The 26,883-nt window shown below is 51.9% G+C and carries 27 protein-coding genes; 3 read left to right on the forward strand and 24 right to left on the reverse strand.

Annotated elements, in window-relative coordinates; translation table 11 throughout:
• Positions 1-276: 276 nt before the first annotated feature.
• The 14 genes from mreB to EVJ30_RS13735 form a co-directional block, all read right to left on the reverse strand.
• Complete coding sequence (gene mreB / locus EVJ30_RS13670) at positions 277-1,263, reverse strand: rod shape-determining protein (protein ID WP_131459003.1); 987 nt, start codon at positions 1,261-1,263, stop codon at positions 277-279.
• Between the two features lie 75 nt (positions 1,264-1,338).
• Positions 1,339-2,640, reverse strand: a complete 1,302-nt coding sequence (gene murA, locus EVJ30_RS13675; RefSeq protein ID WP_131459002.1) for a UDP-N-acetylglucosamine 1-carboxyvinyltransferase — start codon at positions 2,638-2,640, stop codon at positions 1,339-1,341.
• A gap of 212 nt (positions 2,641-2,852) precedes the next feature.
• Positions 2,853-3,098, reverse strand: coding sequence for a DUF1146 family protein (locus EVJ30_RS13680; RefSeq protein WP_131459001.1), 246 nt, complete (start codon positions 3,096-3,098; stop codon positions 2,853-2,855).
• Positions 3,099-3,302: 204 nt separating this feature from the next.
• Positions 3,303-4,493: an EAL and HDOD domain-containing protein gene (locus EVJ30_RS13685; protein ID WP_236636097.1), complete on the reverse strand. Its 1,191-nt coding sequence runs from the start codon at positions 4,491-4,493 to the stop codon at positions 3,303-3,305.
• 189 nt (positions 4,494-4,682) lie between these two features.
• Positions 4,683-5,093, reverse strand: a complete 411-nt coding sequence (locus EVJ30_RS13690) for a F0F1 ATP synthase subunit epsilon (RefSeq protein WP_016510237.1) — start codon at positions 5,091-5,093, stop codon at positions 4,683-4,685.
• A 28-nt stretch (positions 5,094-5,121) separates the two neighbouring features.
• On the reverse strand, positions 5,122-6,540 hold the full coding sequence (atpD, locus tag EVJ30_RS13695) for a F0F1 ATP synthase subunit beta (RefSeq protein WP_131457704.1): 1,419 nt from the start codon (positions 6,538-6,540) through the stop codon (positions 5,122-5,124).
• Between the two features lie 34 nt (positions 6,541-6,574).
• Positions 6,575-7,432: an ATP synthase F1 subunit gamma gene (atpG, locus tag EVJ30_RS13700; protein ID WP_131457705.1), complete on the reverse strand. Its 858-nt coding sequence runs from the start codon at positions 7,430-7,432 to the stop codon at positions 6,575-6,577.
• A 36-nt stretch (positions 7,433-7,468) separates the two neighbouring features.
• Positions 7,469-8,977, reverse strand: a complete 1,509-nt coding sequence (atpA, locus tag EVJ30_RS13705) for a F0F1 ATP synthase subunit alpha (RefSeq protein WP_131457706.1) — start codon at positions 8,975-8,977, stop codon at positions 7,469-7,471.
• Positions 8,978-8,995: 18 nt separating this feature from the next.
• Positions 8,996-9,529: a F0F1 ATP synthase subunit delta gene (locus EVJ30_RS13710; protein WP_131469476.1), complete on the reverse strand. Its 534-nt coding sequence runs from the start codon at positions 9,527-9,529 to the stop codon at positions 8,996-8,998.
• Complete coding sequence (gene atpF, locus EVJ30_RS13715; RefSeq protein WP_021066136.1) at positions 9,529-10,056, reverse strand: F0F1 ATP synthase subunit B; 528 nt, start codon at positions 10,054-10,056, stop codon at positions 9,529-9,531. Before atpF ends, EVJ30_RS13710 begins: the two co-directional genes overlap by 1 nt.
• Before the next feature lie 71 nt (positions 10,057-10,127).
• The gene (gene atpE / locus EVJ30_RS13720; RefSeq protein ID WP_035386543.1) at positions 10,128-10,340 is read right to left on the reverse strand and encodes a F0F1 ATP synthase subunit C; all 213 of its coding nucleotides are present in this window, start codon (positions 10,338-10,340) and stop codon (positions 10,128-10,130) included.
• Between the two features lie 82 nt (positions 10,341-10,422).
• Positions 10,423-11,160 (reverse strand): F0F1 ATP synthase subunit A, encoded by a 738-nt coding sequence (gene atpB / locus EVJ30_RS13725; protein ID WP_016510243.1) that lies wholly within the window; start codon positions 11,158-11,160, stop codon positions 10,423-10,425.
• On the reverse strand, positions 11,160-11,588 hold the full coding sequence (locus EVJ30_RS13730; protein WP_070328179.1) for an ATP synthase subunit I: 429 nt from the start codon (positions 11,586-11,588) through the stop codon (positions 11,160-11,162). Before EVJ30_RS13730 ends, atpB begins: the two co-directional genes overlap by 1 nt.
• Positions 11,585-11,812 carry a hypothetical protein gene (locus tag EVJ30_RS13735; RefSeq protein WP_131457708.1) on the reverse strand — a complete coding sequence of 76 codons (228 nt, stop codon included), beginning with the start codon at positions 11,810-11,812 and terminating at the stop codon, positions 11,585-11,587. The genes EVJ30_RS13730 and EVJ30_RS13735 overlap by 4 nt, the downstream gene beginning before the upstream one ends.
• Positions 11,813-12,569: 757 nt before the next feature.
• Here EVJ30_RS13735 and EVJ30_RS13740 point away from each other — a divergent pair.
• Both EVJ30_RS13740 and EVJ30_RS13745 read left to right on the forward strand, forming a co-directional pair.
• Positions 12,570-13,673, forward strand: coding sequence for an ABC transporter ATP-binding protein (locus EVJ30_RS13740; protein ID WP_442899283.1), 1,104 nt, complete (start codon positions 12,570-12,572; stop codon positions 13,671-13,673).
• A complete protein-coding gene (locus EVJ30_RS13745) occupies positions 13,670-15,256 on the forward strand; it encodes an ABC transporter permease/substrate-binding protein (RefSeq protein ID WP_131457710.1) in 1,587 nt (528 codons plus the stop codon). The genes EVJ30_RS13740 and EVJ30_RS13745 overlap by 4 nt, the downstream gene beginning before the upstream one ends.
• Positions 15,257-15,347: 91 nt before the next feature.
• On the opposite strand, the gene EVJ30_RS13750 is transcribed toward EVJ30_RS13745, so the two are convergent.
• The 10 genes from EVJ30_RS13750 to glyA form a co-directional block, all read right to left on the reverse strand.
• Positions 15,348-16,499, reverse strand: coding sequence for a GGDEF domain-containing protein (locus EVJ30_RS13750; RefSeq protein WP_236636098.1), 1,152 nt, complete (start codon positions 16,497-16,499; stop codon positions 15,348-15,350).
• 149 nt (positions 16,500-16,648) lie between these two features.
• Positions 16,649-17,278 carry a uracil phosphoribosyltransferase gene (gene upp, locus EVJ30_RS13755; RefSeq protein ID WP_035386536.1) on the reverse strand — a complete coding sequence of 210 codons (630 nt, stop codon included), beginning with the start codon at positions 17,276-17,278 and terminating at the stop codon, positions 16,649-16,651.
• 142 nt (positions 17,279-17,420) lie between these two features.
• Positions 17,421-18,851, reverse strand: a complete 1,431-nt coding sequence (locus tag EVJ30_RS15430; protein ID WP_161568848.1) for a glycoside hydrolase family 191 protein — start codon at positions 18,849-18,851, stop codon at positions 17,421-17,423.
• Positions 18,852-19,182: 331 nt separating this feature from the next.
• On the reverse strand, positions 19,183-20,424 hold the full coding sequence (locus tag EVJ30_RS13765; protein WP_131457712.1) for a hypothetical protein: 1,242 nt from the start codon (positions 20,422-20,424) through the stop codon (positions 19,183-19,185).
• 154 nt (positions 20,425-20,578) lie between these two features.
• A complete protein-coding gene (locus EVJ30_RS13770) occupies positions 20,579-21,250 on the reverse strand; it encodes a hypothetical protein (protein ID WP_236636099.1) in 672 nt (223 codons plus the stop codon).
• A 116-nt stretch (positions 21,251-21,366) separates the two neighbouring features.
• Entirely contained in the window at positions 21,367-22,605 is a 1,239-nt protein-coding gene (locus EVJ30_RS13775; protein WP_131457714.1) for a sensor histidine kinase, read from the reverse strand.
• 2 nt (positions 22,606-22,607) lie between these two features.
• On the reverse strand, positions 22,608-23,285 hold the full coding sequence (locus EVJ30_RS13780; protein WP_131457715.1) for a response regulator transcription factor: 678 nt from the start codon (positions 23,283-23,285) through the stop codon (positions 22,608-22,610).
• A 72-nt stretch (positions 23,286-23,357) separates the two neighbouring features.
• A complete protein-coding gene (locus EVJ30_RS13785) occupies positions 23,358-23,627 on the reverse strand; it encodes a hypothetical protein (RefSeq protein WP_131469478.1) in 270 nt (89 codons plus the stop codon).
• A 108-nt stretch (positions 23,628-23,735) separates the two neighbouring features.
• The gene (locus tag EVJ30_RS13790) at positions 23,736-24,674 is read right to left on the reverse strand and encodes a hypothetical protein (RefSeq protein ID WP_131469480.1); all 939 of its coding nucleotides are present in this window, start codon (positions 24,672-24,674) and stop codon (positions 23,736-23,738) included.
• Positions 24,675-24,677: 3 nt separating this feature from the next.
• Positions 24,678-25,931: a serine hydroxymethyltransferase gene (gene glyA / locus EVJ30_RS13795; protein WP_070328192.1), complete on the reverse strand. Its 1,254-nt coding sequence runs from the start codon at positions 25,929-25,931 to the stop codon at positions 24,678-24,680.
• Between the two features lie 130 nt (positions 25,932-26,061).
• On the opposite strand from glyA, the gene EVJ30_RS13800 reads away from it, so the two are divergent.
• Complete coding sequence (locus EVJ30_RS13800; protein ID WP_236636100.1) at positions 26,062-26,847, forward strand: alpha/beta hydrolase; 786 nt, start codon at positions 26,062-26,064, stop codon at positions 26,845-26,847.
• The last annotated feature ends 36 nt before the right edge of the window (positions 26,848-26,883 follow it).

The raw sequence follows: 26,883 nt of genomic DNA on the forward strand, positions 1-26,883 counted from the left end.
CATCACCCTCTCAAAAGAAAAAACAGGATAAGGGCAAGGAAAAAGAGCGATTGTCCCGACTTGAGTCGGTCCAATCGCCCTTTTTTCTGTTCACGCTCGGATAGAGCGGAGGTTTTTCAGTGCCCTCCCGGTTGGGGAAGAAGTTTTTTTATCGTCCGATGTTTAGTGGAGCAAAAAACTAGGTAAGGCTAGTCAATAAAAGGACGAACCAAAAAACTCGGCCCAAGCGTCCCGTCTTCTCTAGGAAGTGTAGACACCGTGTACCGAGTTTCCCTCTTATTTCAATCGATCTAAGTTCTCAAGCATGATGCCCGTACCGTGCGCGACGCTAAGCGTCGGCTCGTCGGCGATCATGACTGGCAAACCGACTCGTTCAGCAACGAGCTGGTCGATGCCGTGAAGGAGCGATCCGCCACCTGTCATGATGATGCCGCGGTCGATGATGTCAGCTGCGAGTTCTGGCGGCGTCTGTTCGAGGACGCGCTTCGTCGCTTCGACGATCTCGTTCGCCGACTCGGCCATCGCTTCACGGAGTTCTTCTGACGTGATCGTTACTGTACGCGGAAGTCCACGCACCATGTCTCGGCCTCGGATATCCATCGTCTCGTTGCGTCCACCCGGGAATACGGTCGCGATCTCTTTTTTGATCTGCTCGGCCGTACGCTCACCGATGATGAGCTTGTGCTTGTCTTTGATGGCACGGAGAATATCCGTATCGAACCGGTCTCCGGCAATCTTGATCGTTTCACCGCAGACGATGTCGCCCATCGAGAGGATGGCGACGTCGGTCGTCCCGCCCCCGATATCGACGATCATATGTCCAACCGGTTTCCAGATGTCCATGCCCGAGCCGACAGCCGCCGCTTTCGGTTCCACGGCGAGGAAGACTTCTTTGGCGCCAGCTTTCTCAGCGGCCTCACGAATGGCTTTCGCCTCAACCGGTGTCACGTTGGCCGGTGTACAGATCAGCATCCGGATCCCGCCGAAGAAGCCACGGACTTGAATCTTCTCGACAAAGTGGCGAAGCATCGCTTCTGTCGTCGCGAAGTCGGCGATGACCCCGTCACGGAGTGGACGGATGGCAACGATGTCGCCAGGCGTACGCCCGACCATCTGATACGCTTCCGAACCAACGGCGAGTACTTTCCCTGTCGAACGCTTGATGGCCACGACTGAAGGCTCGTCGAGAACGATACCTCGGCCTTTCACGTGGATGACGACGTTTGCTGTTCCTAAATCAATCCCGATATCTTTTGAAAACATGGTGTGTAGGTTCCTCCGTTCGTTACTTCATTGAAAAGAGCGAGAAGAATCTCCTCGCTCCTATGAGTCTATTAATTAGTTGTTGACCATTTCTTCAGCGACTTCGACAGTTCCTTCGATTCGCTCGATATCGGCACCGAGTGCTTGAAGTTTCTTGTGGAAATCGACGTATCCGCGGTCGATATGGTATAAGTCACCGACACGAGTCTCCTCGTCGGCGATGAGTCCTGCGAGGACGAGCGCTGCCCCGGCACGAAGGTCTGTCGAAACGACTTCGGCACCTTGGAGGCGGACGCCACCTTTAATGATTGCTGAACGACCTTCAATCTTAATATCTGCGTTCATGCGGCGGAATTCTTCGACATGCATGAAGCGGTTTTCAAACACAGTCTCCGTAATGACTGACGTGCCGCCCGCTTTTAAGACGAGGGCCATCATTTGCGCTTGCATATCTGTCGGGAAACCAGGGTGTGGCATCGTCTTCAAGTCGATTGGCTTCAACACTTCTGGTCCAATGACACGCATACCTTCCGTCGTCTCTTCGAACTTGACGCCCATCTCTTCCATCTTCGAGATGAGTGGACGTAGGTGTTCGCGCTCAGCTCCGATGACTTCAATGTCGCTGGCTGTGATCGCAGCAGCGACGAGGAACGTGCCGGCTTCGATACGGTCCGGGATGATCGAATGCTCAGCACCATGCAACTTGTCTACGCCTTCGATGCGGATCGTTTCCGTTCCAGCACCGCGGACGTGAGCGCCCATACCGTTCAAGAAGTTCGCGAGGTCGACGATTTCCGGTTCTTTCGCAACGTTCTCGATAACAGTCGTTCCTTCAGCGAGAACCGCCGCCATCATGATGTTTTCTGTCGCACCGACCGATGGGAAGTCAAGATAAATCTTCGCACCTTTCAAGCGACCTTCAACCGATGCTTCGACGAAACCGTTGCCGATCACTGTCTTCGCGCCCATTGCTTCAAACCCTTTTAAGTGGAGGTCGATCGGACGTGATCCAATCGAACATCCACCTGGCATTGCGACACGCGCATGCCCAAGACGAGCAAGGAGAGGACCCATGACAAGGATTGAGGCACGCATTTTGCGAACGTACTCAAGCGGCGCCTCGTCTTTGATTGTGCCCGAGGCATCGACAGTGACTTCGTTGTTTGCTTCATCGAACGCGACCTCTGCACCGAGATGGCGAAGTACTTTATTAATCGTGTAAACATCAGCAAGACGTGGCACGTTTTGAAGTACCGATTTTCCTTCGCCTGCTAAAAGAGTGGCAACCAATGTTTTCAGTACGGCGTTTTTAGCTCCTTCAACACGCACAATACCTGACAATTTACGTCCTCCACGGACTACAATCAAATCCTTCATATCTCTCTTTGTCCTCCAGCTTCGTTGTTTTTTTATTTTATGCGTCGATATCCGTTTCCGGATGTGGTTATGTCGATTACTACGATGTTTTTTTAACGTGACGCCTCATCAGAAAAAAATAAAAATAAAATCATAATCTGTCCTGATGATTGGTCGTCATGTCAGACGAGTTTATCCTACATGATATACATATAGGAGTCGTTACAACAGGATTACAGTTTGTTAATGATTTGGAAAATCGACTGTAACGGTACGAGCGCCTGAGCTAATCGGATATACTCCAAGAAGAACTGGGCAATTAGAGAACCGAAGACGACGGCCACGAGGACACGCAAGACAGCGGCTTGCGGACTTCTCACTTGGTTGAGCACACTCTCCCATTTAACTGGCATGAGTGCCCACCAAGCGACGTAAATCGCTACGACATAGATGACGAGCGATAAAACGGTGTTTAACATCTTCAATTCCCCTTTTTTCGAAATTTTGTACCATTTTTAATCATAGCACGTTGCGACAGAGAAAAAAAGACTTAGCATGATGATGATCAATCGAATCGTCTCATCCTATCAGCTCACTCTCTTTAAATGAATCGCATACAAAAAGGACGTCATCGGCGCATAGCCTTTACTACAGTAATTAACGTCCCACCAAATTTTCAAACATTATTCCTTGTTTCCGTCCTGTGCGAGCGCCCAGCGGATCGCTTCGATATAGTAACGAGACCAATCTAGAGCCGTCTCGTCGACTGGCACAGTTAACTGCTCATACGCTTTTACCGATTCGAGCAGTTCATGCAACTTGTTCGGCTTACCGAGAAGTGCCTCTTTGACAACCGGTTTGACGGGGAGCTCGGCGATCAATGAATGCATCGTCTCGTCCAAAATGACGTCGAGTGAAGAGAAAATACCGGTGATGAACGCATCAAACGGAGCTACTCCCGGAATTGTCTCATCGGCAATCAACTCCATCATCTTCCCGCGGATGACGCTTTGCTTGATCAACTCTTTCGATTCAGACGTCTGCATCTCCCGAAGCAACATCAAATACGACCAACGCCGCATCTCATTAAGTCCGATGCGAGCAACGGCTTGTTCGATCGATTGAATCGTCGTGCGGCCCTTTTGATAGACCGTATTCACCGACCGGAGCATCTTGTAGGACAGATCGACACTTCGTTCGATTTGCCCGGCGATGCGGCGGAAGTTCGGTTCTGGTTTATCGAGCTCCTTCAGCACCTCGACGAGCGTATTACGGAGCGGATGGACTTCCGCCCCGTGAATGACTGTCGGGCGACTGAAGAAATAACCTTGGAACATTTTATAGCCAAGATCTTTGGCAATATCATATTCAAGCTTCGTCTCTATCTTTTCCGCAAGAAATTCAATCCGGTGCCCGAGCGCATCGATCAAGCGTTTCTGTTGATCGACCGGTGTCGCCTGATAATCGATTTTAATAATATCCGCAAGCCCGATCAACGGGCGGTATTTCTCTTCGAAGACAAAATCATCTAATGCGATTGTATAACCTTTCCGACGAAGTGATCGCAGGGCGGCAAGTACTTTCTCGGTCGGTTCGACGTGTTCAAGCACTTCGATGACGAGTGATTGCCGCGGCAATAATGAAGGCACTTCTCCTTCGATCAAGTTCTGTGGAAAGTTGATGAACGCCCGCGTCCCTTCGGTCAATTCCCGAAAATTAAAGACGAGGTAGGCGTTATGGATCACGTCGGCGGTCGCAAGCGCATCGTCGACGTGTTCGAACATATTTTTCTCGCTGCGGCGATACAACAGTTCGTAGCCGCAGACACGTAGTTTCTGGTCAAAGATCGGTTGACGCGCAACGTAAACTTTCATCCATTTATCTCCTTTTTGATAGTTCCCACCTATATTATCGGACAACCCGTTCTTTCGTTCCACTATTTGAACGCGAAAACCCTGATTCTTTCGACCTACGTTTTAATGACAGAAGCGGGTTCAATCGTCCAGTTCAAAATTGAGGAACAAAAAAATCCCCTCCCACTTAAACGTGAGAGAGGATGCTCATCATTCTTTAATATCGCGAATGCTCAAGCGGTTGACAGCTTTCTTGAGCGCCAGCTCCGCACGTCGGAATTCAGTATCCGAAATCTTCGAATCTTGAAGGCGACGTTCGGCGCGGAATTTCGCCGCAGAGGCGCGGTCGTAGTCAATCTTATCCGCCATTTCGGCCGTTTCAGCTAAGATCGTCACCATATCGGGACGAACTTCCATGAAACCGCCGCTGAGTGCGATCAGCGTGCGTCCACCATCTTCGTGGCGCAGTTTAAGGACCGAGACGTCGAGTGGCGTCACCATCGGGATGTGTTTCGGCAAGATACCGAGTTCACCTGTCACCGATTTGGCGACGACCATTCGTGCCTCGCCCTCGTAGGCTGCACCATCCGGGGTGACGACGTTGACGTGAAGAGTATTCATCGTCTAGTTTCCCCCTTCCGTGTAGGTCTTAGACCAACGTCTTCGCTTTTTCGATGACGTCTTCGATTGGACCAACGAGACGGAATGCGTCTTCTGGAAGATCATCGTGTTTACCATCGAGGATCTCTTTGAAGCCACGGACTGTCTCTTTAACTGGTACGTACGAACCTTGTTGGCCAGTGAACTGCTCAGCCACGTGGAAGTTTTGTGACAAGAAGAACTGAATCCGACGGGCACGGTGAACCGTGAGCTTATCGTCTTCAGACAACTCGTCCATACCGAGGATCGCGATGATATCTTGAAGCTCTTTGTAACGCTGAAGCGTCTGCTGGACGTTACGCGCGATTTCATAGTGCTCAGGTCCGACGATGTCAGGCGAGAGAGCACGTGAAGTCGATGCGAGCGGGTCAACGGCTGGGTAGATCCCCATCTCCGAGAGACGACGCTCAAGGTTGGTCGTTGCATCAAGGTGGGCGAACGTTGTCGCTGGAGCCGGGTCAGTATAGTCATCGGCTGGTACGTAAACCGCTTGGATCGATGTGACCGATCCTTTAGCTGTCGACGTGATCCGCTCTTGAAGCATACCCATTTCCGTCGCGAGTGTCGGCTGGTAACCTACGGCAGATGGCATCCGACCGAGAAGGGCCGATACTTCAGAACCTGCCTGTGTGAAACGGAAGATGTTATCGACGAAGAGAAGAACGTCTTGTCCTTGCTCATCGCGGAAGTATTCTGCCATCGTGAGACCCGTCAAGGCAACGCGTAGACGCGCGCCCGGCGGCTCGTTCATCTGACCGAATACCATCGCCGTCTGCTTGATAACGCCTGATTCCGTCATCTCGTGGAACAAGTCATTTCCTTCACGCGTACGCTCACCGACTCCTGCGAATACAGAAATCCCGCTGTGCTCTTGCGCGATGTTGTTGATGAGTTCCTGGATGAGGACGGTCTTACCTACACCGGCACCACCGAAGAGGCCGATTTTACCACCTTTGATGTACGGTGCGAGAAGGTCGACGACTTTGATCCCTGTTTCCAAGATCTCAACATTTGTCGACAATTCATCGAACGTAGGTGCGAGACGGTGAATCGGTGCCCGACGTGCAGTCGGTGAAAATTCTTTATCGTCGATTGGGTTACCAAGTACGTTGAAGACACGACCGAGCGTCTCTTCTCCGACTGGTACTGAAATCGGTGAACCTAAGTCAAGTACTTCCATGCCGCGGCGAACGCCGTCCGTTGAGTCCATCGCAATCGTACGGACCGTGTCATCCCCAAGGTGAATCGCCACCTCGAGCGTCAAGTCGACACTGACATCTTGCGCCGTCTCTGCCACGTACGTGACTTTGAGGGCGTTGTAGATGTTCGGTAAGTGGTCCTCGAACTTAACGTCGATAACTGGGCCCATGACTGCGACTACGCGGCCTTTCATGCCGTATTCGTTCATCGTGTTAGCCTCCTACAATCTAGAGGGCGTGCGCTTATTCAAGCGCAGCCGCACCTCCGACAATCTCTGTGATTTCTTGTGTGATCGCCGCTTGGCGCGCGCGGTTGAACTTGAGCTTGAGTCCGCGGATGAGATCATCCGCATTGTCTGTCGCGTTCGCCATCGCCGTCATCCGAGCCGCGTGCTCCGATACTTTCGCATCGAGAAGCGCGCCGTAGATGAGCCCTTCCGCGTAACGCGGGAGGAGCGCTGCTAAGATCGTTTCTTCTTCTGGTTCGTATTCATACATCACATTAGATGCGGTCTGTTCGATATTCCCAAGCGGAAGCAGTCGATCCATCTTCACTTCTTGGCTGATGACAGAGATGAACGAGTTGAAGCAGAGCTTCAATTCATCGATCTCGCCTTCACTGAACGCGCCGACCGTCTGTTTGACGATCTCCGCGACTTCAATGAATGTTGGCTGGTCGTTAAGTCCTGTCATCGCACTGTACACCGGAATGTTACGTGTCTTGAAGAACTGAACGCCGACCTTCCCGATCACGTACAGACGGTACTCGTCTGTCGAATCGTGTTTGGCTTTCAACTCGCGGTACACGTCGCGAAGGACGCTGGCGTTGTATCCACCAGCAAGTCCGCGGTCCGACGTGATGACGATGTAGCCGGTCCGTTTGACAGGACGGACTTGAAGCATCGGGTGTGTTGCGCCTGAAGTACCGCCGGCAATCGACGAGATGACTTCTTGCAACTTGGTCATGTACGGCTTGAAGTTGGCGTTGCTCCCTTGAGCGCGGTTCAATTTCGAGGCCGACACCATGTTCATCGCTTTCGTGATTTGCTTCGTGCTTTGGGTCGAGGTGATCCGCATCTGGATCTCACGTAATGATGCCATTTCGATTCACCACCTTAATAGACGCTCGTCACCGGATTAAACCGATGGCGAGAACGTCTTTTTGAATTCCGCAATTGCATCGACCATCGCCTCGTCAGCAGGAAGGTTTCCTGTTTGACGGATTTCACGGCAGAGGTCCGCACGGTTTTGGTCGAGCCATGCGTTCATGTCTTTTTCGAAACGACGGATGTCTTCGACTGGGACGTCATCGAGATGACCTTTCGTGAGGGCGTAGATGATGAACACTTGCTTGTCGACCGAGAGCGGTGCGTTCAATTCTTGCTTCAAGACTTCAACCGTCCGTTGTCCACGGTTCAACTTCGCTTGTGTCGCTTTGTCGAGGTCTGACCCGAACTGGGCGAACGCCTCGAGCTCACGGTATGACGCGAGGTCAAGACGGAGCGTACCGGCAACTTTCTTCATCGCTTTCACTTGAGCCGCACCACCTACACGCGATACCGAGAGACCGGCGTTGATCGCGGGACGTACCCCTGAGAAGAAGAGGTCCGACTGAAGGAAGATTTGACCGTCTGTGATCGAGATAACGTTCGTCGGGATGTAAGCCGAGATATCCGACGCTTGTGTCTCGATGAACGGAAGAGCTGTCAGTGAGCCGCCACCGAGTTCGTCGTTCAACTTCGCCGCACGCTCAAGAAGGCGTGAGTGGAGGTAGAAGACGTCACCTGGGTAGGCTTCGCGGCCTGGAGGACGACGGAGAAGCAGCGAGAGCTCACGATAAGCTGCCGCTTGTTTCGAGAGATCATCATACACGACGAGGACGTGTCGTCCGCGGTCCATGAAGTACTCACCCATCGATACCCCTGCAAACGGCGCGAGGTAAAGAAGTGGGGCTGGCTGTGAAGCCGAAGCCGAAACGATGATTGTGTAATCGAGGGCACCATTTTTACGGAGCGTCTCAACTACGCCACGGACAGTTGATTCTTTCTGACCGATTGCGACGTAGATACAAACCATGTTTTCTTCTTTTTGGTTGATGATCGCATCGATTGCGACCGATGTCTTACCAGTTTGACGGTCACCGATGATGAGCTCACGCTGACCGCGACCGATTGGTACGAGGGCGTCAATCGCCTTGATCCCAGTTTGGAGCGGTTCGTGAACTGACTTACGGGCCATAACGCCGTAAGCTTTACGTTCGATCGGGTTGTATGTGTCCGTCACGATTGGTCCAAGACCGTCGATCGGTTGTCCGAGCGGGTTGACGACGCGTCCGAGGAGCGCATCACCGACTGGTACTTCCATGATGCGGCCCGTACGTTTAACCGAGTCGCCTTCTTTGATGCCTTTGTAGTCGCCGAGGATGATAATCCCGACGTTGCCTTCTTCTAAGTTTTGCGCCAAGCCCATTATGCCGTTTGAGAACTCTACGAGTTCTCCTGCCATAACGTTATCGAGTCCGAATGCACGAGCGATACCGTCACCTACTTGAATGACTGTACCTGTCTCACTAACTTCGATTTCAGAACCGTACGAAGCGATTCGCTCTTTTAGCAGGGCGCTGATTTCTTCAGCTTTGATCGTCATTGAATTCACCCCTATTTCTTACGCATTCAACAATTCACGCTCAAGGCGTGTTAGTTTAGTTTCGATTGTGTCATCATACGTCGTGTAACCGATCTGGACGCGAAGTCCACCGATAACCTGTTCATCGACGACGTTCTTCAATTGAAGCGTCTTGTTCATCTTCTGACCGAAGACGAGTTCAACTTCTTTCAGCTCTGCTGCCGACAACGGGTAAGCACTAATGACGAACCCTTCAGCGATGCCGCGGAAGTCGTTGATGTAATCTAAGACGTAACGCGGCAGCGCGCGAACTTCGCTCGCACGGTCGTTCTCGACCATGACGAGAAGTGTGTTAAGCACGATTTCTGTCATATCACCAAAGCTGTGTGTTAAAAGCTGTGCAAGCTCGCTGTCGCTGACTGCTGGATTCGTTAAGAGATCCACCAGTTCAGGCGTCGCGTGGAGCACTTCATCGAGCAGACGCACTTCCGCTTCGACTTGGTCGAGCGTGCCTTGCTCCCGCGCTAAGTCGAAGAGCGCTTTGGCATAGCGTTTTGCTAACGATATGTTCATCAGTTAGCGCCTTTCGCTTTAGACAGGAAGTCTGTGACGAGGGCACGTTGTTTCACTTCGTCGCCTTTAAGGTCTGACTGAAGGACGTGGCGTGCTGCCGAGAGCGCCTGTGTGACGACTTCGGTTTGAAGCGACTGTTTCGCGAGCTCGCGCTCACGCTCGATCGCTTTTCCAGCCTCGATCTTGATTTGTTCGGCTTCCAAACGCGCCTGCTCCACCAAGCGTGCTTGTTCGGCTTCTGCTTGACGACGGCTTGAGTCAAGCATCTCTTTTGATTCTGTACGTGCGGCGCTTAAAGCGTCACGTTGTTCGACGACATATGTCTCCGCGTCTTTGCGGCTCTTTTCAGCAAGCTCGATTTCGTTCGCTACATACTCTTCACGCTGTCTCATCATTCCAAGGAGTGGTCCCCAAGCAAATTTCTTCAACAGGGCCAAGAGTACGAGGAATGTGAAAAGTGTAAAGATCATATCCAGGATGCGGAGGCCTTCGCCACCGGCACCAGCTGCAATCATCATCGTATCCATGCATACCCTCCTCTTGACTAAATAAGTGAGGGAGGCTTGCTCCCTCGTTTGTTGTTCTCGTTAACTCGTAATCAAGAGTTGAGGAGAAGGAAACCGACAGCCACACCGATGATCGGGAGGGCCTCAACCAAACCGATACCGATGAACATCGTTTGACGAAGTTCGTTTTTAAGTTCTGGCTGACGTGCTTGTCCTTGTACTGTTCCGTATACGATGAGACCGTTACCGATACCAGCCGCGAGTGCTCCGAGACCGATAACGATTGCTGTTGCGAGAAGATTCATTTGTTCCATTGTGTATGTTCCTCCTAAAAGTTAAGTAAATAGTTTTTTTGTTCAACGCTTTGGCGAGGCCAACTTATCCGAATCAATGCTCGGCTGAAGCTTTATGCCCGATGTACACCATTGCAAGCGTCAGGAAAATGTAGGATTGGATAACCCCGATAAAGATTGAGAAACCTTGCCATAAAATCATCGGCAGGATTGCGAACACAGCACCAAGCGGGTTAAGTGCCCCTTGTGCGGTAATTGCGAGTCCCAAGATGATGGTAATCATGATTTCACCGGCAAAGATGTTACCGTAAAGACGCAGACCGAGCGTCAAGGTGTTCGCGAACTCCTCGATGAGCTTGATCGGCAATAAGAACCAGACCGGCTTCACGAATTCCGCCGAATAGTGCTTGAAACCGTGTAGCTTCACGCCGTAATAGTGTGACATTGCAACGACGAGTGTCGACAATGCCAATGTGACGTAAGGATCGGCCGTCGGTGAGTTGAACCATAGATAGTGACCGGAAATGACGTTGAACGGCAGACCCATCAAGTTCGAAATCAGAATGAACAAAATCAACGTCATCCCAAACCCGATAAAGCGGCCTCCTGTCTTCCAATCCATCGCACTCGAGATAATCCCGCGTACGAATTCCGCGAAGAATTCCATCAAGTTCTGCTTACCTGTCGGCTTCATGGCCAAGCGTCGTGTTCCCCAAACGGCGAACGCAAAGACGAGCAGTGATGCGATTAGCACCGTAATGACGTTCGTCCAGCTCCCATATAACGTATAGTCTCCAAGTTGTAGAGAATATGTGGGAAACTCATGACCCATTAGTATTCACCTCTTTTCCTGCTGAGCTGGGCAAGTGTGAACTCGCCAAATTGTATGATGTGGCCGGCGATTAGACCAGTTACCACTGCAATCAGCGATACTCGATCCTCATAGAAGAGACCGACTATCACGGCTAACGCACCGACTGCCATTCTTGAAACAGTCCCGTGCGATTTCGGGCGTCGCCCATGTTCGATCACGTCAAACATCCGAATGACGCTGCGATTCTGCATATGTAGAATGATCAGACTGGCGACCCCACCCAGGAACAAGCCGAGAAATACCGGTTTGTACACAGGGACGATGAGCGCTCCGACGAGGAGAATGGCGAACCATCCGACAAACCACTTCGTATAGCGTTTCATCAACTCTTGCTGTGCTTTTCTGTCTGCTTGCACTTGTTGTAGTTCCGTTTGTTCTAGCTTCATTCGTCCTCTCCTGTCATTAAACTCCGAAGGGTGAGTACGAGCGCGGTGATCCCGATAAACATTCCGAGAAACACCGACACATTCCAACCAAACGTGCCCCAAAATTCACGTCTCGCTCCATATTGGCCGACGAGATAACCGATGACGATCGGTCCGGCGAGCGCGGTCGAGATTTGTGAGGCGAGCGTGGCGTAGGATAGGTAACGATTGTCTTTTTTCGTCATCCTAGTCCCCCTTTCTAACTGGCAGCCAGCACTTCATCTTCTTCGATTTACACTCGCATGACTATCAAAAGTCACACAAGTTCAGAGTACTGGAAATAGCATAAGAAGTCAATTGATTTCACAATTATAAAAGCGCTTTAAACCGAGTCATATCAAGGCTTTTACGCACTTCACAAACTAAATTAAAATCACTAAATTTTAAATAAGTGTGAAAAAACAGTGAAATAAAAATGTTGACTTTGTAATATTTCACAAACCGAATCAGATGAGGAATAGTTCAGTTATACATCCGCGTATTGGAAAATACAACGTAAACCGCCCCACGTTCACAAAAGGTTTTAAAACGGACGCTGATTTCGTATTGAAATCGTTTTCATTATCCTGTATCAGTATACCGATTATCTTTTTGCCGTGTCGAGCGATTCCGACAATTTTGCAGTGATGAATCTCACATCGCCATTCCCAAGCACGCATCGGCTGAAAACCCAACGCTAGCACCAGTTGGAATGGCTACGTTCAAGATATAAGTGCCATCAATAAATGTATCAATTTCGCGACTTATAAACCGACGCCCGCATTATAAGTGTTATGATTGGCTCTTAACACCGTTTAAATCGCAAGGGATATTCCCCTGTTTCACAAAATGTTAAACACTTTCTCTGGAAATAACGTTTAAAATCTTTCAACAATGGGGAAATAAGGTTATGTAAAAATAATTATTGAAAAGGGTGAATGCATGATTGAGTTTAAAAACGTGATGAAGTCCTTCAAAAACACAACAGTGTTGAAGGAAATGAATCTCACCATTAACAAAGGAGAGCTCGTCGTCTTTATCGGCCCCTCCGGCTGTGGTAAAACGACGTCGCTTAAAATGATTAACCGCTTGGTCGAGCCGACGGAAGGAACCATTATCGTCGACGGTCAAGACACACGGAAAATGGATCCGATTCAACTACGACGCCAAATGGGCTACGTCATTCAACAGACGGGCCTATTCCCGCATATGACGATTCGTGAGAATATCCAGCTGATTGCCAGCCTCGAAGGACAAGCTGAACAGGATATGGACGCTCGAACCGAGCAACTGCTTCGAATGGTCGGCCTCGAACCCGAGCAGTTCATCGATCGCTATCCGAGTGAATTGAGCGGTGGTCAGCAACAACGCATCGGCTTCGTCCGCGCCCTCATGAACGATCCCAAGGTCATCTTGATGGACGAGCCGTTCAGTGCCCTCGACCCCGTAACACGTAGCGATCTCCAAGAAGAGCTGTTCAACCTGCAAGAGGAAGTCAAGAAAACGATTGTGTTCGTCACCCACGATATGGATGAGGCGATCAAATTAGCTGATCGTATTTGTATCATGCGCGACGGGGAAATCGTCCAGTTCGATACACCGGAACAGATTCTTCGTAATCCAAAAGATGCGTACGTCGAATCATTCATTGGCAAAAACCGGATTTGGAACAGCCCTGAATTCATCAAAGCGAAAGACATCATGATCACCGACCCAGTCTCAATCAGCGGGAAACGCACTGTCTTGCAGGCGATTGAAATCATGCGCTCACGCAAAGTCGACAGTTTGCTTATCACAGACCGGGAGCAGGTTCTACAAGGTCTCATTAAATTGAAAGACGTCCACGGGATCCAAGATAAGACAAAACGACTCGAGGAAGTCATGAACGTGAACTATGCTTTCGTCTCAAGCGAAGATTCATTGCTCGACATTTTAGATGTTATGAACACGAGTGATCAAGGCTATCTTCCGGTCGTCACCGGGGCGACGCTAAATGGACTCATCACACGCAGCAGTTTGCTTTCCGTCCTCAGTGAGCAATTCATGCAAGAGGAGGAAACGCTATGAATACAATCCAATCATTTTTAAATTACTTTGCGAGCAACACCGACCAAATCGGTACATTGCTCTTTGAGCACTTACAACTGACCGTCTTCGCCGTCTCGCTTGCGGTAATCATTGGCGTACCGCTCGGTATTCTAATTTTACGGATGCCGCGATTCGCTAAACCGGTTCTCGGTCTGACGAGTGTCGTCCAGGCTGTACCGAGTCTCGCCCTGCTCGGTTTTCTCATTCCGTTTATCGGGATCGGGTCTACCCCGGCCATCATCATGGTCGTCTTGTACTCACTTCTCCCGATTGTGAAGAACACGTACACGGGTTTGTCGAGTATTCCAGGTGACACGCTCGAGTCCGCTAAAGGAATCGGTCTCACTGACCGTCAAATCCTAAGCAAGATTCAACTTCCGCTCGCACTCCCGATCATCATGGCCGGGATTCGGATTTCAGCGGTTACAGCCGTCGGTCTCATGACAATCTCGGCATTCGTCGGAGCCGGCGGTCTAGGGTATCTTGTCTTTGCAGGCATCCAGACAGTCGACAACAACCAGATTCTAGCAGGTGCGATTCCGGCCGGCCTACTTGCGCTCTTGATCGACTTCATCGTCAGTCGTATTGAGTATAAAGTCGCCCCGAACGGAATCGTTCTTGCAGACGGCCGCGTGAAGAAAAAAAAGCATCGTTCCGCAAAGAACGTGAACAAACCGCTCATCATAATTGCGACAACGTTCATCGTGCTTCTCGCCGTTTCGATCTTCGCCTTCACCCGTGAAGACGATACGATTGTCGTCGGCTCGAAAAACTATACTGAACAGCTAATTCTCGGCAATATGGTCGCCGATTTAATTGAAGACAAAACCGACCTCGAAGTGAAACGTCAACTCAATCTCGGTGGCACACAAGTTGCGTTTAATGCGCTTCGTACCGGCGAGATTGACACGTATATCGAGTACACGGGCACGCTCTACGTCGATGTCTTAAAACAAGAAGTCGAGAACGATCCAGAAGTCGTCTACGAAAAAGTCCAGTCGCAGGTCCAGGAACGTTTTGACATTCGTACGCTCGACCCAATCGGCTTCAACAATACGTATGCTATCGCCGTCAAACAAGAAGCTGTAGACAAGTATAATCTAACTACCGTGTCTGATCTCGCCGCAGTGAGTGACGAGCTCATCTTCGGTCCCACGATCGAATTCTCGAACCGGGAAGACGGCTATCTCGGGTTAAAAGAAGCTTATCCGTTTAATTTCCAAGACGTGAAGCCCGTTGATGGCGGACTTCGTTATACGGCACTTATGAACGATGAGAGTGACGCCATCGACAGCTTCTCGACTGACGGTTTATTAAAGCGATTTGAACTTGTCGTCCTTGAAGACGATAAAAAGTTTTTCCCGCCTTACTACGCCGTACCAATCGTCAGTGAAGAAACGCTCACAGAACATCCTGAGCTCGCCACCGTATTGAACTTACTCAGTGGAAAAATCACGGATGAAACCATGCAAGAGTTGAACTACCTCGCCGACGTCGAAAAACAACGTCCTGAGAAAGTGGCTCGTGATTTCCTCGTCTCTGAAGGTTTAATCGAAGAATAAAGACAGAAATCCCGCCCCTCGAAAAGGGCGGGATTTTGTCTGTCCGTTTGGTGATCACTTCCGTCGTTTTCGACGCCTCGAATCGAACGGCCTACATCGCTTTCCCCATCGAAACGCGGTTGCGCCCGCTTTGCTTCGCCTGATAGAGCGCTCGGTCAGCCGCCTCGATCAAATCAGACTTCTCGACGTCCAGTCCCGGGATGTGTTCTGCGACGCCGATGCTGACGCTCACTTTACGAAGCGGCTGATACGCTTCGTGCAGAATGTTCAGCTTAAGAACCGCTTGGCGAATCCGCTCCGCGACTTCTTTTGACTGACGGGCATGGTGTGGCCGAAGTAACACCGCGAACTCCTCGCCGCCATAGCGGGCGACCATCCCATTTTCCCCGACCGCTTTATCCACGGCGTGTGCGACCCGTTCGAGACAGGCGTCTCCCGCCAAATGACCGTACGTATCGTTATACAGTTTGAACGCATCGATATCGAGCAGGAGGAGCGCGACGTCCGTACCTGATTCTTCCGCCTCATCCCAAAGCCGCTCGAGCTTTTCATCGAAGGCACGACGATTCCAAACGCCGGTCAAGGCGTCATGAAGCGACCGATAAATCAGCGCCTGCTTGCTGCGCTCGAGCCGAAACGTGTGCACGAATGCGAGCAACAAGAGGATGGCGATCGCGACGACGATGACAATCACCCACGTAGCCGAATTTGAGGCACTGACACTTCGCTGTGACGCCTCTTGAATGATCTTGTCGATGTCTTCCCGGATGTCGGCGTCAACGTCTCGGAATTGATTGATGTAATCGATCCCGCTATAGCGCCGCGAATTCGCTTCCACAATTTTACCCGCACCGACGAGGTCAAGCTGTGACTCATAAAATATCTCCATCTCATTAATGAGCGGAAGCGCCTCTCCTTGAATGATTTCCTGCATAATCGGATGGCGGTGGTCAAGCTCGTGGATGACTTGAATCGTCTCAGCAAGAGCATACTTCGTCTCATTATATTGTCGGAGCGACAACATATCTTGATTATATGTATAGCCACGGACCGATAACTCTTGATCGAGCAGGAGCGCGAACAGTTCAGACGCCGCGTTCGCGATCGGGATCGCCTCTTCGACGATACGCTCGTTCTGCCGCTCGATATTTTGGAAAGCGCTGTAGCTCCATAGACTCGTCAAAAACAGCGCTAATAACGCAATCAACAGGTAGGCTTGCAAAAGTGACAGTTTAGGCCTCATGGTCGTTCTCTTCCTCATTTCAACAGATGACATTCACTTCTGTCTTCACTATCGGCTGTTGCTTCGATTTTCTCAACTATTTTGGATCGGTTTTGACAGATTGAGCGCACAAAAAAGGAGGATCCGACTGGAACCTCCTTCCGTCTTGCTTATTTTGTTCCGAACAAACGGTCACCTGCATCACCGAGTCCTGGCACGATGTAGCCATGTTCGTTCAACTTCTCGTCGAGTGCGGCGAGATAGATTTCAACGTCTGGGTGCTCGGCTTGAACGCGTTCGACGCCTTCTGGTGCTGCGCAGAGACAAGCGAGTTTGATCGACTTCGCGCCGTGTTTTTTGAGGGCTGCGATGGCATCAGCTGCAGATCCGCCGGTCGCAAGCATCGGGTCGACGACGATGAAGTCACGCTCGGTAATATCTGTCGGCAACTTGAGATAGTATTCGTGCGGCTCGAGCGTCTCCGGGTCACGGTAAAGACCGATGTGACCGACTTTGACGTTCGGCATCATTTTGAGGAAGCCATCCACCATGCCGAGGCCTGCCCGTAAAATTGGGACGATTCCCAATTTCTTGCCGGCAATCATCTTTTGTGTCGATACCGAGACCGGTGTCTCAATCTCCACATCAGTAAGCGGAAGGTCGCGTGTAATTTCATATGCCATGAGTGAAGAAACCTCTTCTACGAGTTCACGGAACTGCTTCGTCCCCGTCTCTACTTTGCGCATAATCGTCATCTTGTGCTGAATCAATGGGTGATCATAAACGTGTACTTTTCCCATTTTGCTTCACTCCTCTCTAAATCTCTCTCGAGCATTGTACCCCAACTTCTCTTAGAAAGGTAGGGTCAACTTCCGTTTTTGAAGAGGTCAGACGAAACCCCAAGGGCCAGTTTGACACCTTGGGGTTGATCTGCCTTCTAGATTAGAATTTGAAGAAGTTCAAAAAGCCGGCTGTCTTGTGCTTTACTTTTGCACACATGTTGCCTTTAGCTTTTTCGTGCTTTACGAACTTGGCATGCTTAGCAGCATGTTTTTTCGCGTGCTTCTTCGCTTTCTTTTTCTCTTTTTTCAGTTCTTTTTTTGTTTTCTGCTTTGGCTCAGCTTGCTTCGAATCTTTTTGCTCGACTGGTTTCGTTGTCGTGCTCGTCGATGTAGCAGGCTTCGTCGGCGCTGTCGTCGGTTTTGGCGCAGTCGACGTTTCCGTTACTGGCTTCGTCGCTTCCGGTTTTGGCGCAGTCGACGTTTCTGTCGCTGGCTTCGTCGCTTCCGGTTTTGGCGCAGTCGACGTTTCCGTCGCTTCCGGTTTTGTTGCTGTTGACGTTTCCGTTACTGGCTTCGTCGCTTCCGGTTTTGGCGCAGTCGACGTTTCCGTTACTGGCTTCGTCGCTTCCGGTTTTGGCGCAGTCGACGTTTCCGTCGCTGGCTTCGTCGCTTCCGGTTTTGGCGCAGTCGACGTTTCCGTCGCTGGCTTCGTCGCTTCCGGTTTTGTTGCTGTTGACGTCTCTGTCGTCGGTGCTACTACGACAGGTGCCGGAGTTGGTGCAGTGTCTTTCGTCCGTGTCACAAGACCTGCGTTCCAGTTCACGTAAGCGTCTGCTTCGTGGAAGTGGATAAACTTCGAGTCAGCGGCAAGTTTGTGGCTTTCCGCACTTTGACGCGTCGAGATCGTGAGCGTTTTGACCGAATGTTTCGTGTCGACTGCTTGAAGTTTTTTGATCATGTTTTGTGACCAGGCGTCGCTTTTGATCGTGTCAGCGTTGAAGCTCTCCCACATGATGCCATCGACGTAAGGTGCTGTCGACGTTTCGAGTGTGTCAAAGCCCCAGTTTTGGACCATAGCGATGCTGCCGTAACGGGCACGCGCTTCTTTCAAGAAGTTGACGAGACCGTCACGTTGCTGCTTGAGCACGGTCGGGTTGTTCAAATGTTCGTTGTCGATATCGCCGACCGTATCCATGAACACGCCATCGATCCCTTTAGCGATGACTTGGTTTTGGATTTCCGTGAGCAAGAGCCCTTGGAAGTGCGGTGAAGCGATGTTCGTCAAGTAAGAATCCCATTCCGGGTAGTGGACACGTTGTCCGTTACGCGTGAAGAAATCACCTGACTGAAGTTTTGACATGAGACCGGTGTTCCACGTCGCGACTTCCATGACACTAATATAACCGAGTACTTTCGTACCGCGTGACTTGATCTGTTCAACTTGAGCTTTTGTATAATGAAGCGGCTCGATGATGACGAGATCATAGTTTTGCATATCTTTGATGATCGTTTCGGTCGGGTGACCATAATACACTTGATAGTTCTTCACACCGTCGAGTGGGTTCATCGTTTGCGCCCCCGTTTTTGACATGTTCAGACTAACAATTAACAACACTACCGTTAGAGACATAATAAACTTTTTCAATTTCAATACCTATTCCTCTCCTGATGACTGACAAAACTTGGTGACGGACAATGATGGTTGAATTGAGATGTGTCTCTCCGTTCCCCCTTTTCTTCATAATTTGATGACGAGAAGGTTAGTGCTGTGTGTTTTATAGATGTATCGGATTCATGTATGTAATGTTGAACCTTCGCAAAAAAAATTATAGGATAGTTTTCCAGCAAAATATAGTGTCAATTTGACGACAAAAAACCGCTTCATGACATAATCTTGTCATAAAGCGGGTAATATATCTAGTTCAGCTATTATATCGAATCGATCGATTCAACAATTCCTCGAGCCGCATCAGGTCGATGGCGTACGTTTGTTTCGTCGTCAGGTCGATGAGGTGGACACGTTGATTCCCAGGCTCGACCCAAACCTCGAAATGTTGCTCTTGCAAGTGTTCGTACAAGGAGAGTGTCCCGTGTTGGACGGCTGCTTCTGACTTGGTTCCGCCTGTCACATGCGTCAGTAGTTTGAACAGCTCTTGCGTATTCGGCCCATCGAGATATGACGTCTCCCCATTCGTTTCGTACGTGGCGAGTTTCGTCTTCACCGAACGAGCGGATGAACTCATCAGCTTCGTGGTCATCGGCCGTCTGACACTGCCCCACACTTCGATGACCGCGTCATATTGTTTAGACAATGTGAGCGAGGTGACGTCGCTTACGTCTTCAATCGGCTGTTCAGAAAGCACGACTCGTTTCAACAGTTGGCGTTTTGAATGATCGAGCGTGAACGCATCAGTTGTCGAATCGGTATATACATACTTTCCGGTGAAGGCGCTCGGAAGAACGGTGCGGGCCCATGACGATTCCGTACCCATCTGTAGCGCGACCCTACCATCCGCTAACTTCGTAAGGAAAGCGTATCCGTCATTCTTCCCGCTCTCGAATACGAACAGCCCCGGTTCGATCGTCCGGTCGAGCGTCCGTCCGTTCCGCATCACCTCATACGTCACGTACAACGAACCGCTGTCCGGCGTCTGATAGCGGAATGTCGATCCCGGGACGATTGTTTCATGCGCTTGATTGATCCGGAACAAGTTGACAATTTTTGCGACATCAGGCTCCGGATAAAACGTGACCGTCTCTCCGATGTCGACCTCGACTAGTTCACTCGAGACGAGCGATTCGAATTCGTGGACGGGTTCGATTTGGAACGTCCGCTCGATTTGTTCGTGGCTGTTCGCACAAGACAAATAACGGTCGTCGCCGCTCACCCAATACTTAATCGTCTGGCTACCGAGCTCTGCATAAAGCGGATGACGGAACGTCACTTCAGCCACCTCGCCCCGGCGTGACGGGAGCCGTTCCGTCGTTTGTTGTCGACAATACGCCAGCAGTCGCTTCTCTGTTTCCGGTAAAACGCGAACCTGCTCATCTTGATTCGTCGCGTATGCTTCGAGCGGGCGTAACGCGAGGGCGTTCATTTCTTCTTTTGACCCGCAGCCGCTGAGGTAACAGAGGGCGAGCAGGGCAGTCCAACTCAGTCTCATCACTCGTCTCCCCTCTCCCTACATCGTCGTTATCTGTATTATGTTATATCGACATAAATTCCCTCTCCATCATATCATAAGATACGAATCGATTATGTTTGCAGAAATATTACGAATCAAAAACGGGTGCCTCCAGCGGGCACCCGTTCGTTCATCAATTGTCGTCATCACGACCGTCGTCACTATCAACGCTATCGTCTGCGCTGTCACGGTCATCATCACGTTCGATCTCTTTGACTTGCTCTTGCATGTTCAATTCAAGTTTGACGCGATCACCGGCTGTTGGCATCTCATCATCGACTTCATAGCGCGCGGCGAGTGGGTACGTCACTTGCTTCCCGTCACGCTCAATGACGACGTCTCGAGCTGAGAGGCTGACGAAACTACCGTAAATATCGAAGTCGTCGCTCTCCCGGTCGACTTCTTTCACTTCATTGTTTTGATTGAACTCGAGTTTGACACGGTCACCGGCTTTCGGGGTGTCGTCATCGATCTCGTGGCGTGCCGCAAGTGGGTACGTCGATTCTTTTCCGCTGAAGCTGATCGTCACGTCCTGATCTGACAAGCTGACGAGCGTCCCGTATAGTTCATAGTCGTCATCGTCGACCGAACGGACGGGCACGTCACTTGAAGATGAGTTCGATTCGGAAGTAGCGGCAGCTTCCTTCGCAGCGTCGTCTTTCGCGTCGTCGGTTCCACTATTGGCACTATCAATGGCGCGTGGGATGATGACCGTATCCGTCTTGTCGTTCGCGACATACAACCCGATCCCCGCGACAGCGAGTACGGCCAGGCCGACCCCTAAAATCCACCCAAGTAATTTCATAATGTTTCCTCCTCGTTCCATGTGCTGTTCCGTCTCTACACCTTCATCATAGAACGTTGACGTTAGAGCACCACGAGGATTTCATTAGAAAATGATGAGTGCCTGAGAAACTTTCCTCATTTCGTGACGAAAAATACGCTCCCGTCCGGCGCGTTCGCGTAACTTCCAACCTTCCAGCCGTTCAAATCGGCGACTTCTTTGGCGATGGCCAGCCCGAGACCGCTGCCGCTCCGGTCGCGCGCTTCATCAAGCCGATAGAACCGGTCGAACAACCGCGCACGCGCCTCCTCGGTCAGAGTCGTCCCATGGTCGCGCACCTCAATCCGATTTGGTGTCATCGTCACGCTCGTGTCGGTCGCGTACTTCAAGCTGTTATCGATGAAGATGACAATCAATCGTTGCAACGAGTCGCGATGTCCCGTCCAACTCCCTGCCGCTTCGATCGGGACGTGGTTTCCGTGCGACCGTTCGAATCGTTCCTCGAGTTGGAGCGCGAGGTCGCTCAAATCGATCTGTTCGACTTCGATGTCCTCTAAAGCAGCGAAGCGGCTCAGTTCGAGCATCGGTTCAATCAAGTCCTCCCGCATCTGTCTCGACTCGGTCAAAATATGGTCGATCGCCTCGTCGCGTACGACGGGGTCATGTTGACCCCAACGTCTGAGCAACTTGGCGTACCCTTCGATGACGGTGAGCGGGGTTTTGAGTTCATGTGAAACATCCGCGACGAAACGGCGTTGTTGCTCCATCGACCCTTCGACACGGGCAATCATCTGATTGAATCCGGTCGCGAGCGTCGACACCTCATCTTGATTCGGACCGACGTCAATCGTCTCGAGCGTCCCCGACTCCGTGATCCGGCCCATCGTCATCTCGAGCCGCCGGAGCGGATCGAGTCCTTGGCGCACGATCCATAAACTGCCGACGAACGTCATCGCCACCGCGATCAGGAAAATGATGAGGAAGATCGTCGCGAGCGTCTGTAACGTCTCACTTACCGCCGCGTCTTGAAAGGCAAAACCGAGACCGTTCGACGTGGCGATGACGAACCAGTCATCGATCAGTGCCGGCTCTCCAAAATTGATGGGAAAACTCAAACCGTCTGCCGCTCGTCCGCCGATGATGCCCCAATCGCCATTGCTCTGCCGCTCGAGGACGATACTGTCCTCATGCAGTGACAGCACGGCCTGACGGTTCCGCTCATCCTCCTCGAGCAGACTGAGCGCTTGACGGAGCACGTCATAGCGGGCGTCGACAATTTGCTGACGCGAGACGACCCAGGCGACCCCGAACGACGTGATGAGCAAAAACAGCATGAACCCGGCCATCGCGAGGGCGATCTTCGTCCGTAATTTCATACTCACTCACCACGCTTCAGCATGTAGCCGACGCCTCGTACCGTCTGAATCCAAGAACCTCCGAGTTTCTTCCGTAAGTAACGCACGTAGACGTCGACGACGTTCGTGTCCCCATAATAGTCGAAACCCCAGACGTGCTCGACGAGTTGGTCGCGCGTGAGCACGCGTTCCGGATGCTCGAGCAAATAGACGATCAAATCGAATTCACGACGAGTCAACTCGACTTTCTGTCCCTCGCACGTCACCTCATGCCGGTTAACGTCGACCGTGAGTCCCTCATAGGACAAAACACGTTCAGTCGCATCGACATGGACGTGCTGGCGCATCCGCAAAAACGCACGGATCCGGGCAAGCAGCTCCTCCATCTCGAACGGCTTTGTGATGTAATCATCCGCCCCAAGGTCGAGCCCGCTCACTTTATCGTACCGGTCGCCCCGCGCCGTCACCATCAAGACCGGGAGCAACGGTTGTTCTTCCTTCACCCGACGGACGACCTCGAGCCCGCTCATTTGTGGAAGCATCACGTCTAAAAGCATCAAGTCGACGCCCCCGGCGAGCGCTCGTTCAAGCCCGCTGCGTCCGTCGTGGGTGACCTCGACTTGATAACCGGCGTGCACCAGTTCAAGTTCAAGCAGTCTGGCAATTTTGGCATCGTCTTCTACGACGAGGATTGTCGGCATATAGTTCATCCTTTCTTGAAAAAAAGCGCCGAGCAGTCCGCCCGACGCATCCTTATTCTGTTCCCGGATTCATCAGTCGAAAAACGGACGAACCGCTTCTGGAATCGCCTGTTCGACGCGCAGCTCGATCGAGTCGCTGAAGCGTTCAAACGAGGATTCGATTCCCTCCGCTTGGAACGACACGTCAGTACCGAATTGAACGATTTGATCGAGCCAGGCGTTCCCGGTCAGCGTGAAAATCAAAAATCCTGCCACTCCCGCTGCCATCAACGTGAGTGCGAGAGCCCCGATGATAGCGCCTTTCATGAATCGGGCGAATTTACCTGTTGTACTATGTTGCATGTGCCTCTCCCCCTACTTCTTTTTCTTTACTGTACGGGAGCGGGTTGAGAAACGTTGGTGAACCAGATTAGAATTTGATGAGAAAAAGGTTGCGGCATGGCCGCAACCTCATTCATCTTCCAGTACCGATTTCGCAATCGGTGCCCAATATGTGCCTTCCATCGCGGCGACTTCGGCGAGCGTCGTCCGGTACGCTTCGTCCCCGGCCTTCTTCTCAGCGATGCCCTTCATCCACAGGACGTCTGTCTTGTAGCCCGATTCCGGGTACGTTTCGACGTACGCCGCATAATCCGAAACTTCCGCTTCCCCGAGCTTGTTGTCGACGAGGAGGCGATAGAAACCGACGGCCTGTTCTTGCCCGGCTTTCGGCGTGCCTTCGAGGAGGGCGTCCGCCTCTTTATAGCGTTTGTCTTGGACGAGCGTCTCGACATCCGCAAGCGGAATGACTTGCTGTGTCGGTGTCGCCGACGCTTCCTCTTCGACCGGCGTTTCTTCCGTCTGCAACGCCTCGTTCGCTTCCTCGAGACGGGCGACTTCTTGCTCGAGCTCTTCTAGCCGTTTGGCGAGCGCCTCGTCCTCGGTCACCGTCTCGACCCGTGGCGCGTCTTCAGCCACCGGTACGGCGGGTGGAGTCGCTTCAGGCCAAAACGCGAGGGCGACAAGCGCCAACGCGACGACAGCCGGTAGTCCGAGCCACTTCTTATCCCATTTAAAGGCGGTACGCCATGGCGAGAGGTCCGCATGCTGCATGACGGCTGGCGACAACGAACGAAAGCGGCGCTTGGCCGCCTTCTTTCCGTTTGCTTTCATTTCGAGGGCGAGTCCGAGCCGATGGAAAGCCGCCGGCACTTTCATCCCGAGAAGCGGCACAATTCGTTCACTCGCCTCGACGTAATACCCATGGTCAAGGAGGGTCATCACGACGCCAAACTCGTTCGCGACGAGACGGAACGTCGGGTCATGCTCCCCTTTTCGGATGAGCCATTCCGTCATATCGACGAGCGGCAGTTCTGCAAGTTCCCGTTCTGCTAGTGTCCGTGCGTCCATTCGTCAGCCTCGTTCAGGATAGAGCGAGAATTTCGCCGTCAAGGCACGCACGTCTTCATGCGCCTCGGCGAGTACTGCTTCATCTTCATGGTTTGTCAGGACACGACCAATCAGACGGGCGACTTCACGCATATCGTCTTCTTTCAAACCGCGTGTCGTCATCGCTGCCGTCCCGAGACGGATCCCGCTCGTGACGAACGGTGACGCCGGGTCGAACGGGATCGTGTTCTTGTTGACCGTGATACCGGCCGCATCGAGCGCATGCTCGGCCGCTTTACCGGTAATGTCGATGCCACGAAGGTCGACGAGGAGGAGATGGTTGTCCGTACCGCCCGATACGATGCGGAGCCCTTCTTCTTCTAAACCTTGCGCGAGCACTTGCGCGTTTTTGATGACTTGCGCCTGATAGTCTTTAAACTCAGGTTGGAGCGCCTCTCCGAACGCCACCGCTTTCGCGGCGATGACGTGCATGAGCGGGCCGCCTTGAATACCAGGGAAGATCGACTTGTCGATCGCTTTGGCGAACTCTTCTTTACAAAGGATCATCCCGCCGCGCGGGCCGCGAAGCGTCTTGTGCGTCGTCGTCGTCACGAAGTGCGCGTGCTCGACCGGGTTCGGATGGAGTCCGGCCGCGACGAGTCCGGCGATGTGGGCCATATCGACCATGAGATAGGCGTCGACGCTGTCGGCGATTTCACGGAACTTGGCGAAATCGATCGTCCGCGGGTATGCTGACGCTCCGGCGACGATCAGTTTTGGTTTATGTTCTTTCGCGAGGGCGGCGACGACGTCATAGTCGATGTGTTCTGTGTCTTTGTCCACACCGTACTCGACGAAGTTGTACTGGACGCCCGAGAAGTTGACCGGACTTCCGTGCGTCAAATGGCCACCGTGCGACAAGTTCATGCCGAGCACCGTGTCGCCCGCTTCAAGCACCGTGAAGTAGACGGCCATGTTCGCTTGCGCACCCGAATGCGGCTGGACGTTGGCGTGTTCTGCACCGAACAGTTCCTTCGCCCGGTCGCGTGCCAAGTTTTCGGCCACGTCGACGAACTCACAACCACCGTAGTAACGGCGACCTGGGTAACCTTCGGCGTATTTGTTCGTGAGAACCCCGCCTTGCGCTTCCATGACCGCTTCTGAGACAAAGTTCTCCGAGGCGATCAGTTCAATGTTCTCCCGTTGACGGGCGAGCTCGTGTTGCATCGCTTCAAACAATTCCGCGTCCTGCACTTTCAACTTCGTCGTGTTTACCATGTTGAAACCCCCTCTGAATGTCTAAAAATCAACAACCCCATCGTACCATATGCTCGTTTTTTTGGGTATCGTCATAATCGGGCGTAAAGTTGGGTATGATATTGAAGAAGAACAGTAGAGGAGGATTATGATGATTGAGACGAGACAAGTGACGATCACCCCGTTCGAGCGCGAGCGGACGGTGCGGATTTATACGCCGAACGACTACGAGCTGACGGACAAACGCTATTCGGTGCTCTATATGCACGACGGACAGAACGCGTTCGACGACGCGGACGCGAGCTACAATATGAGCTGGCGCGTCGGGGAGTATTTGGACGCTTCAAAGCGCGACTTGATCGTCGTCGCCATCGATAGCGCACCGGGTGAGATGCGACTCGACGAATACGGCCCTTGGGAAAATCCGTTCGTCGGAGAAACGTTGTACGGCCGAGACATGACGTTAGGCGGCCAAGGATCGGCCTACATCGAATATGTCGCCCAAGAGCTGAAGCCGATGATTGACGCCGAATATCGGACGAAACCGGACGAGACCGGGATGATCGGCAGTTCGATGGGCGGCCTCATTTCAATTTATGCCGCTTGCGTCTATCCGGATGTCTTCCAACGCGTCGCTTCCCTGTCGTCAGCGTTCTGGTTCAACCAGACCGAACTCGAGCAGTTGATCGAGTCGAGTGATTTGACAGGTATCGAACGCCTATATATGGACGTCGGCCGTAAAGAAGTCGAGCAGCCGTCAGGGGACGGGCCGACGAACGAGATGTATCTCGAGTCGAGCGAGCGCGTCTACGCCTTGCTCCGCGACAAAGTCGATCACTTACGCTTCGAGGCAATCGAAGAGGGCGTACACAACGAGCTCGCCTGGCGCGAGCGTTTCCCGATGGTCGTCTCGTATCTGTTCAGTGAAGAGGTATAACGCAAAAGACAGCCGGTCGCTATGACCGGCTGTCTC

It is taken from the genome of Exiguobacterium sp. SH5S13 (assembly GCF_004337085.1).
Taxonomy (GTDB): Bacteria; Bacillota; Bacilli; order Exiguobacteriales; family Exiguobacteriaceae; genus Exiguobacterium; species Exiguobacterium aurantiacum_A.

Coding starts and splice junctions, on each gene's coding strand:
- EVJ30_RS13775 (WP_131457714.1), bottom strand. CDS start 22,605: ATGAAATTACGGACGAAGATCGCCCTCGCGATGGCCGGGTTCATGCTG.
- EVJ30_RS13745 (WP_131457710.1), top strand. CDS start 13,670: ATGAATACAATCCAATCATTTTTAAATTACTTTGCGAGCAACACCGAC.
- atpB (WP_016510243.1), bottom strand. CDS start 11,160: ATGGGTCATGAGTTTCCCACATATTCTCTACAACTTGGAGACTATACG.
- EVJ30_RS13765 (WP_131457712.1), bottom strand. CDS start 20,424: ATGAGACTGAGTTGGACTGCCCTGCTCGCCCTCTGTTACCTCAGCGGC.
- atpD (WP_131457704.1), bottom strand. CDS start 6,540: ATGAACGAATACGGCATGAAAGGCCGCGTAGTCGCAGTCATGGGCCCA.
- EVJ30_RS13740 (WP_442899283.1), top strand. CDS start 12,570: ATGAAGTCCTTCAAAAACACAACAGTGTTGAAGGAAATGAATCTCACC.
- atpF (WP_021066136.1), bottom strand. CDS start 10,056: ATGGATACGATGATGATTGCAGCTGGTGCCGGTGGCGAAGGCCTCCGC.
- EVJ30_RS13685 (WP_236636097.1), bottom strand. CDS start 4,493: ATGAAAGTTTACGTTGCGCGTCAACCGATCTTTGACCAGAAACTACGT.
- mreB (WP_131459003.1), bottom strand. CDS start 1,263: ATGTTTTCAAAAGATATCGGGATTGATTTAGGAACAGCAAACGTCGTC.
- EVJ30_RS13785 (WP_131469478.1), bottom strand. CDS start 23,627: ATGCAACATAGTACAACAGGTAAATTCGCCCGATTCATGAAAGGCGCT.
- EVJ30_RS13735 (WP_131457708.1), bottom strand. CDS start 11,812: ATGACGAAAAAAGACAATCGTTACCTATCCTACGCCACGCTCGCCTCA.
- EVJ30_RS13800 (WP_236636100.1), top strand. CDS start 26,062: ATGATTGAGACGAGACAAGTGACGATCACCCCGTTCGAGCGCGAGCGG.
- EVJ30_RS13780 (WP_131457715.1), bottom strand. CDS start 23,285: ATGCCGACAATCCTCGTCGTAGAAGACGATGCCAAAATTGCCAGACTG.
- atpE (WP_035386543.1), bottom strand. CDS start 10,340: ATGAATCTTCTCGCAACAGCAATCGTTATCGGTCTCGGAGCACTCGCG.
- EVJ30_RS13710 (WP_131469476.1), bottom strand. CDS start 9,529: ATGAACATATCGTTAGCAAAACGCTATGCCAAAGCGCTCTTCGACTTA.
- murA (WP_131459002.1), bottom strand. CDS start 2,640: ATGAAGGATTTGATTGTAGTCCGTGGAGGACGTAAATTGTCAGGTATT.
- EVJ30_RS13690 (WP_016510237.1), bottom strand. CDS start 5,093: ATGAATACTCTTCACGTCAACGTCGTCACCCCGGATGGTGCAGCCTAC.
- atpG (WP_131457705.1), bottom strand. CDS start 7,432: ATGGCATCATTACGTGAGATCCAGATGCGGATCACCTCGACCCAAAGC.
- EVJ30_RS13790 (WP_131469480.1), bottom strand. CDS start 24,674: ATGGACGCACGGACACTAGCAGAACGGGAACTTGCAGAACTGCCGCTC.
- glyA (WP_070328192.1), bottom strand. CDS start 25,931: ATGGTAAACACGACGAAGTTGAAAGTGCAGGACGCGGAATTGTTTGAA.
- EVJ30_RS13730 (WP_070328179.1), bottom strand. CDS start 11,588: ATGAAGCTAGAACAAACGGAACTACAACAAGTGCAAGCAGACAGAAAA.
- EVJ30_RS13750 (WP_236636098.1), bottom strand. CDS start 16,499: ATGAGGCCTAAACTGTCACTTTTGCAAGCCTACCTGTTGATTGCGTTA.
- upp (WP_035386536.1), bottom strand. CDS start 17,278: ATGGGAAAAGTACACGTTTATGATCACCCATTGATTCAGCACAAGATG.
- EVJ30_RS13680 (WP_131459001.1), bottom strand. CDS start 3,098: ATGTTAAACACCGTTTTATCGCTCGTCATCTATGTCGTAGCGATTTAC.
- EVJ30_RS13770 (WP_236636099.1), bottom strand. CDS start 21,250: ATGAAATTACTTGGGTGGATTTTAGGGGTCGGCCTGGCCGTACTCGCT.
- atpA (WP_131457706.1), bottom strand. CDS start 8,977: ATGACGATCAAAGCTGAAGAAATCAGCGCCCTGCTAAAAGAGCGAATC.
- EVJ30_RS15430 (WP_161568848.1), bottom strand. CDS start 18,851: ATGTCAAAAACGGGGGCGCAAACGATGAACCCACTCGACGGTGTGAAG.